This is a genomic window from Verrucomicrobiota bacterium, from assembly GCA_016871675.1.
Classification (GTDB): domain Bacteria; phylum Verrucomicrobiota; class Verrucomicrobiia; order Limisphaerales; family VHCN01; genus VHCN01.
In genome coordinates this window covers 1-7,140 of sequence record VHCN01000105.1, presented here as the reverse complement: position 1 = coordinate 7,140, position 7,140 = coordinate 1, and the positions used below count along the sequence as shown (strand labels likewise).

At 65.3% G+C, this 7,140-nt stretch carries 6 protein-coding genes; 1 reads left to right on the top strand and 5 read right to left on the bottom strand.

Annotation, left to right across the window (positions count from 1 at the left end; translation table 11 throughout):
* On the top strand, positions 1 to 251 hold a 251-nt coding region (locus FJ386_14690), incomplete at its 5' end, for an NADP-dependent phosphogluconate dehydrogenase (GenBank protein MBM3877937.1).
* 55 nt (positions 252 to 306) lie between these two features.
* Here the strand turns inward: FJ386_14690 and FJ386_14685 are convergent.
* From FJ386_14685 to FJ386_14665, 5 genes are all read right to left on the bottom strand, one after another.
* Positions 307 to 1,440 carry an SMP-30/gluconolactonase/LRE family protein gene (locus tag FJ386_14685; GenBank protein ID MBM3877936.1) on the bottom strand — a complete coding sequence of 378 codons (1,134 nt, stop codon included), beginning with the start codon at positions 1,438 to 1,440 and terminating at the stop codon, positions 307 to 309.
* A gap of 70 nt (positions 1,441 to 1,510) precedes the next feature.
* Positions 1,511 to 1,804, bottom strand: a complete 294-nt coding sequence (locus tag FJ386_14680; protein ID MBM3877935.1) for a hypothetical protein — start codon at positions 1,802 to 1,804, stop codon at positions 1,511 to 1,513.
* Positions 1,805 to 1,863: 59 nt separating this feature from the next.
* Entirely contained in the window at positions 1,864 to 4,065 is a 2,202-nt protein-coding gene (locus FJ386_14675) for an LPS-assembly protein LptD (protein ID MBM3877934.1), read from the bottom strand.
* Between the two features lie 51 nt (positions 4,066 to 4,116).
* Positions 4,117 to 5,004 carry a terpene cyclase/mutase family protein gene (locus FJ386_14670; GenBank protein ID MBM3877933.1) on the bottom strand — a complete coding sequence of 296 codons (888 nt, stop codon included), beginning with the start codon at positions 5,002 to 5,004 and terminating at the stop codon, positions 4,117 to 4,119.
* Positions 5,001 to 6,797, bottom strand: a complete 1,797-nt coding sequence (locus FJ386_14665; GenBank protein MBM3877932.1) for a DUF116 domain-containing protein — start codon at positions 6,795 to 6,797, stop codon at positions 5,001 to 5,003. Before FJ386_14665 ends, FJ386_14670 begins: the two co-directional genes overlap by 4 nt.
* Positions 6,798 to 7,140: the final 343 nt, after the last annotated feature.

Genomic DNA, 7,140 nt, shown 5'->3' with positions numbered 1-7,140 from the left:
GCCAGAAGGGCTGGCGCAAAATCGTCTCCACGGCGGCCTTGCGCGGCATCCCGGCGCCGGCGTTCAGCACCGCGCTGAACTTCTACGACCAGTATCGCTCCGCCGTGCTTCCGGCGAACCTGCTCCAGGCGCAGCGCGACTACTTCGGCGCGCACACCTACGAGCGCGTGGACAAACCGCGCGGCCAGTTCTTCCACACCAACTGGACCGGCCGTGGCGGCACGACCTCGTCGAGCACGTATAACGTGTAAGCGCAGGCCGGAGTCGCCGCCAGCCGGAGCGGTTGCCGGTCGCCCGGGACGCAGCCTACGTGATGTGTGCGCCCTGAGTTTCCACGTAGACCGCGTAGAGTGAGGTGCTGCCGGTCATGAAGAGCCGGTTGCGCTTCGTGCCTCCGAAGCAGACGTTGGAGCAGATCTCAGGAAGCAGAATCTGGCCGATCCGCTGGCCGTCGGCGGCGCCGAAGATGTGGACGCCGTCGTAACCCGCGCCGACCCAGCCCGCGCTCGCCCACACGTTGCCGTCCGTGTCGCAGCGGATGCCGTCGGCGAATCCGGCGAGGTCTCCCTTCTGCGGGTGGCGCAGTTTCATCGAGGCCCACTCCTTCCGGCGCGCGAGTTTCTTCTCGTCCACCACATCGAAACTCCAGATGCACTTGGGCGCCTCGGGATAGTGCGATGCACCGGTGTCAGCCACGTAGAGTTTCTTGTAGTCCGGCGAGAAGCAGAGGCCGTTGGGCTTGAAGACTTCGTCGGTGAGCTTCTCCACTTTCAGCGAGGTGCCGTCGATCCGATACACGGCCTCCTTCTGAAATGGCTGCGGCGAATCGGTCGTCGCGCGCGCGCCCTCGTAGTTCATGAGCGCGCCGTAGCCGGGGTCGGTGAACCAAATGTCTCCGTTCGGATGCACCACGGCGTCGTTGGGCGCGTTGAAGGATTTCCCGGCGAACTTGTCCGCCAGCACGCGGGTGCTCCCGTCATATTCGTAACGGACGACGCGCCGCGTGAGGTGCTCGCAGGAAATCTGCCGGCCCTGGTGGTCGAAGGTGTTCCCGTTGCTGTTGCCTGCCGGGTTGCGGAAAACGCTCACCTGCCCGTTCTCTTCGAGCCAGCGAAGTTGCACGTTGTTCGGGATGTCGCTCCAGAGCAGGTAGCGGCCGACGCCGTTCCACGCCGGGCCCTCGGCCCACAGCATGTTCGGGCTGTGATAGAGGCGCTGGATGGGCGTGTTGCCCAGTTTGTATTTGTCGAACCGCTTGTCGATCGTGATGAGGTCCGGGTCCGGGTAGCGGGTCGGATTCCTGCCGCTCCAGTCGCGCTCCTGCGCGAGGCCGCGCGCGGCGAGCGCCACGCCGGCGGCGCCTGCGGCGCTTGCGAGGAAGGACCGGCGATCGAGTTTGCAGGAATTGGGAGTCGGGTCGGGAGCGGTTGGGTGGTTCATGCGAGGTTCCGTTGGAGGTTGCGGACGAAGAGTGTTGAGCAGGCGCCTCGAATTCAATCCAAAAGGCTCGTCAGTCGCCGAGCAGCTTCTTCAAGTTGTCGCGCGCGCTGCCTTCGCGCGGATTCTGGCCGGGGGGCCTGAAGTTGCGGCGCGCGAAGTCGAACCACTCGCAAAACGTGCCGACGTGCTTGTCGAACACGGGCTCCGCGCGACGCTCGCGGCACTGTTGCGCGGCGTGGACGTCATAAAACTGGCAGTTCAAACACACCCGCACGTCGGAACTGCAGCGATGGCAGGACTCGCTGCGGCCGGGGTTGACGGGCAGCGTCCACTCGAGCCCGCACTTCCAACAATGGCGTGTCATGCGCCCAGCGTATCGCGATCGGGTGAGGTGGCAAACGTTTTGGAGCGGCGCGCCGGCGCTCAATTCCCGAACAGGGAATTCTGCCGTGTGCGGTCGTCGCCAAGCCCGAAACGCGGGAAAGCTTTGAAGGAGAAAACGAATCCGATCGTGAAGTCGGACGGGCCGGCGACGTTTTCGCGGCGGCGCACCGTGAGCGCGCCCGTCCAGCTCCGGAAGTCATGATAGAGCGAGTAGCCCTGCTCTTGCAGGACGCCGTTGCGCCCCTCGAACAGGTGCGTGGCGCGGAAACCCCAGTTTTCGTTGAGCCGGTAGTGCACCATGGACTGGATGAGGTTGTTCCCGAGCCCGTTCGCGCCCAGCGCAGGGTCGGTGCGGAGGTATCGGTGGCCGACGCCGAAACTCCACGTCGTGTTCGGCTCGACGGCGAGGTTGTGATCCGCAAGTCGCACGTGACCGGAGGCGATGTCGTAGCGTGTTTCGGAACTGAGCGAGAGCCACGAGCGCGGCTTGAAATCCAGGTCGGAGAAGACATCCGCGAACGTGGTCTGCCCCGCGCGCGGGCGCAGGCGCCAGTCCGTGTAAAGCGCCCAGTGCAGCAGCGAGTCGACCTGACCGGCGCGCTTGGTCTGGACAAGATTGCGCAGGCCGAGCCGCAGCACATTCTGGCTGTCCACGGAGTCAATCGCGTTGTAATCCGGAAACTCAATCGGCAGCAGGCGCAAGCTTGGCAACTCGGTGTCGAACTGCGGCAACCGAGTCGGCGCCCGATTCGGGCTCGGCACGAAGACGTAGTTGATCGACGGCTCGAAGATGTGCCGCACACCGTCCAAGTCGAACATCGTGCCGCGCGTCTCCGGCCAGAGGCGCGAAGCCTTGAATGAGACTTCCGCGCCGGTGTTGAAGACGGCGCGGTCGGTCGCCGTGAGATTCACGCCCGCGCCTTCGCTTTCGCCATAGTGCGTGAAGCGTCCGCCGACGCGCGGCGTGATGTTGAGGAATCCCCAATAGGTCCGTGGCAGCGTGAGTTGGTGATACGTGTCCCCACGCCACGCGGCGAAATCGTTGCTCGTGCCGTTGGCGAACTTGTGGCGGAACCACCCGAGCGAGCTCTCGCTTTGATAATAGACGGGCGTTGTCCCGAGCTCCTGCGGGAGCGCCGAGAGTTTCACGTCGGGCAGGCGTTCGACCGTCTCGAAGACACTGTTCAGTCGTGGCTGGACAAGCGCGTTCAGCGAGAAGTTCGGCCAGAGCTTGTTCAACTCGACGAACGACGAGGGCTGGATGTTGCGCCGGTATTCGGTCTCGAAAAAATCGCGGATGAACGTGTCGTCGCGCTGCTCGCGGAGGTGGACCCGGAGCGTCAGGTTTGTGTCGAGGGCGGCCGAATGCCAGAGCTCCGTGCGATGGCGGTCCGCTGCCACAGGCCGGCCTGACAGGCTCAGTCCCGGTTCGTCGTCGTGGACGTAGTAGAACTTGAATTCTCCCTCTCCGAACCGGCCGAGGTCATAACTCACGTCCGGCCCGAAGCCCACGCCGCGCCGCTGCCGGTAGTCGAGGTGCATCTTGCCGGACAACTGCTCGCTGCCCGACCAGTTGTAGGTGCCGAGCAGAAACGGCCCGTAAAGGCTCCGGTAGCCAGGCTCAAACGCGAAGTTGTTGGGATGCCGCATCAGCGACCGCGAGTATTTCGGCAAATACATCACAGGCACCGTGCCGATGTAGAGCGTCGCCTCCGTCGCCTCGATGCGCTCGCCGGCAGTCACGGTCAGCGTCTTGCACTTGAGCCGGAAGCCAGGCACGCCGAGGTCGTCCGTGGTGACAAACGAGTCGTGCGCGGTGAACACGCGGTTGGTCGCATCCGCCGCGAGGCCGAGGCCGCCGATGTAGAAGGGCGCGTGGCCCGTGCGAAAATCACCTGCGCGGAAGTCGCGCGATTTGAAATTGTAGTCCGCGCTGTGACTGCGCCAGAGCTGGCCGTCGCGCTTCAGCGTCACCGCGCCTTCGGCCTGGATGTCGCCCGTGTCCTGGTTGAGCCGCGCGCGTAGCGCCGTCAACTCGGTCGTGTTTGTTGGCGAGTCTTGGTAGCGGACAAGGATTCCATTCGTGGCGATGACGGTGCGCGTGGCAAGATCGAACGAAAGCGTGCCCTCCTTCCCCGGAGCCTCAATGAACCATGGCGATCCGCGTTGCTGCGCGCGGGCGGAACCGGACGCAAGGGCAAGCGCAGCGGCAAGCGCGAGAAGCGTTCGGCGGAGAGGCATCCGCGCGAGAGCTAACCAAATGCGCCCGTGCCTGCCAAGCGGAACCCCGGTTCAAACGCTCAAGTGACCGAGCGCGAGCAGGCCGTAGAACGTGTATTCCGCGTCCACGTGGTCGTCCGCCCAGTGGCCGTGGAAACCGCCGCGGGCGTCCCAGAGCGTGTCGAGGAAATCAAGGCAACGCTCGTGGACTTCGCCCGGCAGGCGGCGATCCATCGCCGCGAGCGCGTGCAGGGTTGTCGCGGTGGAAAGCAGGTCGGGCATCGGCGCGCCCGGCACGGCGAGGAAGCCCCCTTGCGGATGAGCCTGCGCAAGCAGCCAGTCGCCGGCGCGCTCGTTCACCGGGAAGCCGAGGTGCCGGATGAGCGTGACCGCGCCGGCCGTGGCATTGGTCGCGCCGGTGCGGGCGTGCGGCGCATTGCTCCACGCGCCATCGGGCGTTTCGAGGCGCTTGAGGCTTCGAATGAGTTCAAGCGGCTGCGGGGGCGTGTGGCCAAGGTCCTCGTAAGCGCCGAGTGCGACGAACGCGCCGTAGGCCGTGCCGTGTGCGAGCCTGGCATCGCCTTCGTATCCGCCATCCGGTTTGCGAAACGATTCGAGCCGCGCGAGCAAGCCGCGGTCGAGTCCGGCAGGCATCCGTTCCCTGCCGACGGCGGACCAGCAGCGCGCGAGCGCGGAGAGATGGACGAAGTCGAGCTTCGCGCCGTCCCCATGCGAATGGAGGCATTTTTCAACTGCGTCGCGCGGGAGTTCGGCGTCCACGGCTTGGAGTCCGGCAAGCGCGAAGATGGTGTAGTAGAGGTCGGGTTTGCCGTCGCGGTCGAGTCCGGCGCCCTCGGGCGAAAGCTGACGCTGGTAAAATTCGCGGACGAGACTGGTGGAGTCACCGAGCAGGCGCGGCGCAAGGCGGGCGACTTGGAGGAGTTGGAGGCGGAGGCTCACCGCGCCATCGCCGCTTCGGCCTCATGCCGCCCCGAAGGTGAAACCATGGTATCAATCCGCACGCCGTCGCGGACGCCGTTCAACTGCTCCTGCTCCTTGCACCAGCCTTTGATCTCCACGTCGTTGAAGATCTTGCCCAGCGTGCGGCGCAGCAGGCCCTTGAGGTTCGGGTTCTCCAGGTCGGCAAGCGAGCGGATGGCCTGCTCCTTGTAGGTTTCGAGCAACGTCTTCGCGCGCACGTCGGCGCCAAGTTCGGCGTAAAGCGACTCGACTTGCGCGATGCCGCCGGCGGGAAGCTGCCGATGCCAGACGTTCTCGAGCAGCTCCTTCTGCGCGGCCCTGGCCTTGTCGTGGGCGATGCCCAGCAACAGGCTCGGGCGCAGGCCGGCGATGTCGTTGGTCTCGCCCTGCTCGCCGAGGTCGCTGAGGTCGTCGCGAATCTGGTAAGCGATGCCGAGCGCCTCGCTGTAGATGCCGAGCGTGGACTCGACCTCCTCGTAGCGTTCGAGGTCGGCGTAAATCGAGCCGAGCCGCAGTGCGACCTCGAAGGCGGGCGCGGTCTTGAGCCGGAAGATTTCCAAAATCTGGTGCTGTGTGAGCGGCTGTGGCGAGCGCGCCCAGCAAAGCTCCGCGCCCTGTCCGCGGCAAAGCGCGCGCTGTCCCTGGCTGGCCACGATGAGCATCGCGGCCTTCTGCTCGGCGCTGGCGCGGCAGGATCCGATGAGCCGGTAGCCCTCGCCGATGAGCAGGTCGCCGACGTTCAAGGCGACAGCCGTGCCGTATTCCGCGTTCAGGGTTTTCTCGCCGTAGCGCAGCCCGTCGTTGTCCTCGATGTCGTCGTGGATGAGCGAGGCCTTGTGGAAGCATTCGACGGCGACGGCGATCTTGCGCACGTCTTCGGGCAGCGGCTTGCCGAGATCCCTGCGCAGCGCCTGATACGCCGCGACCGCGAGGAACGGCCGCCAGCGCTTGCCGGCCTTGCCGAGCCATTCGCGGGCGATGCGCTCGGTCTCGCCGTCGGCGTTGCCCATGATGGTGTCGAGGCAGGCGGGGCTGAACCAGAAATCCACCTCGTCGCGCAGCGCGCCGAGGTCGAGCCGGCGCGTCTGGTCGTCGCTGGTGAGGTGGATGTAATCCCACACCCAGTCGAGGTCCACCGTGGTGTCAATGCAGTCGTCCTGAAGCAGCGGAATCGCGACGCCGGGAATGGCCGCGGCCTCCATGTAGGGAAAGGCGCGCTCCAGCACTGAGAGACAGCTCACGCCGACGATCGCCTCGATCTTCCCGGTCTGAATGAGCGACATGACGATGGCCGAACCTTCGGCGACCAGTGTCGCGTAACCAAGCTTCTCCGCTTCCGCCTGCAAATCCTGAATGGTGCACAGCCCGCACTGCTTGCACAGCAGGCCGAACTCGTCGAACGGCGCGGGGCACTTGCTCTCGACGCGCAGGCATTTGGGCAGCAGCAGCAGCCGCCGCTCGAACGGCACGCTCGCAATCTGCTCGCGCCACATTTCGTTGTTGATGAGCACGCCGATGTAGTCGCGGTAGACGGGGTCGCACTTGAGCATGCCCACGACGCGATCGGCGTGGACCTTGAGGTCGTCCGCCGGCATGGGCGGCACGGGGTTGAACTCGGCGACGTAGTTGCGGATGACGTGGAGGAAGTGGTTCCGCTCGACGGGCGTCTGCGGAATGTTCCCTTTCGGCGTGCGGAAGCGCTGCTGCACGACGTGCTTGGGGACGACAGCCGCGGTGTAACTCCCCGGAGGATTGAGCGGAATGGGCTGCATTTGGGCTGCGGCGTTGGACGTTGTCTCGGCGGTGTTCAGTCAAACTCTCGGCTTCCGGACTGACTCTGCGGAGTTCCCCCGCCTTGGTCGAGTCAGGAATTGAACTCCAGCCGGCCGGGAAAGTTCGCCCCGCAAATCGTCCACGGATTTCCAACAAGCAACTTGCGGTCAGCAAGCCACTCCTCGAATCGAGTGGGCCACGCGCCGGGCAAGCGACTGGCCAGCGGCGCGCACAACGGCGAGGTGCGCGTGTGGAACTGGGAAGATGGAAAACCCGTTGCCCACTTCATCGCCGCGCCGAGATGACGTCGCGGCCGAGTTGCTCCGTAAGCTTCAGACCCTG

What these genes read in the sequence shown, in the direction of transcription:
- FJ386_14685 (MBM3877936.1), bottom strand. Translation starts at nt 1,440, where the DNA reads ATGAACCACCCAACCGCTCCCGACCCGACTCCCAATTCCTGCAAACTC.
- FJ386_14680 (MBM3877935.1), bottom strand. Translation starts at nt 1,804, where the DNA reads ATGACACGCCATTGTTGGAAGTGCGGGCTCGAGTGGACGCTGCCCGTC.
- FJ386_14675 (MBM3877934.1), bottom strand. Translation starts at nt 4,065, where the DNA reads ATGCCTCTCCGCCGAACGCTTCTCGCGCTTGCCGCTGCGCTTGCCCTT.
- FJ386_14665 (MBM3877932.1), bottom strand. Translation starts at nt 6,797, where the DNA reads ATGCAGCCCATTCCGCTCAATCCTCCGGGGAGTTACACCGCGGCTGTC.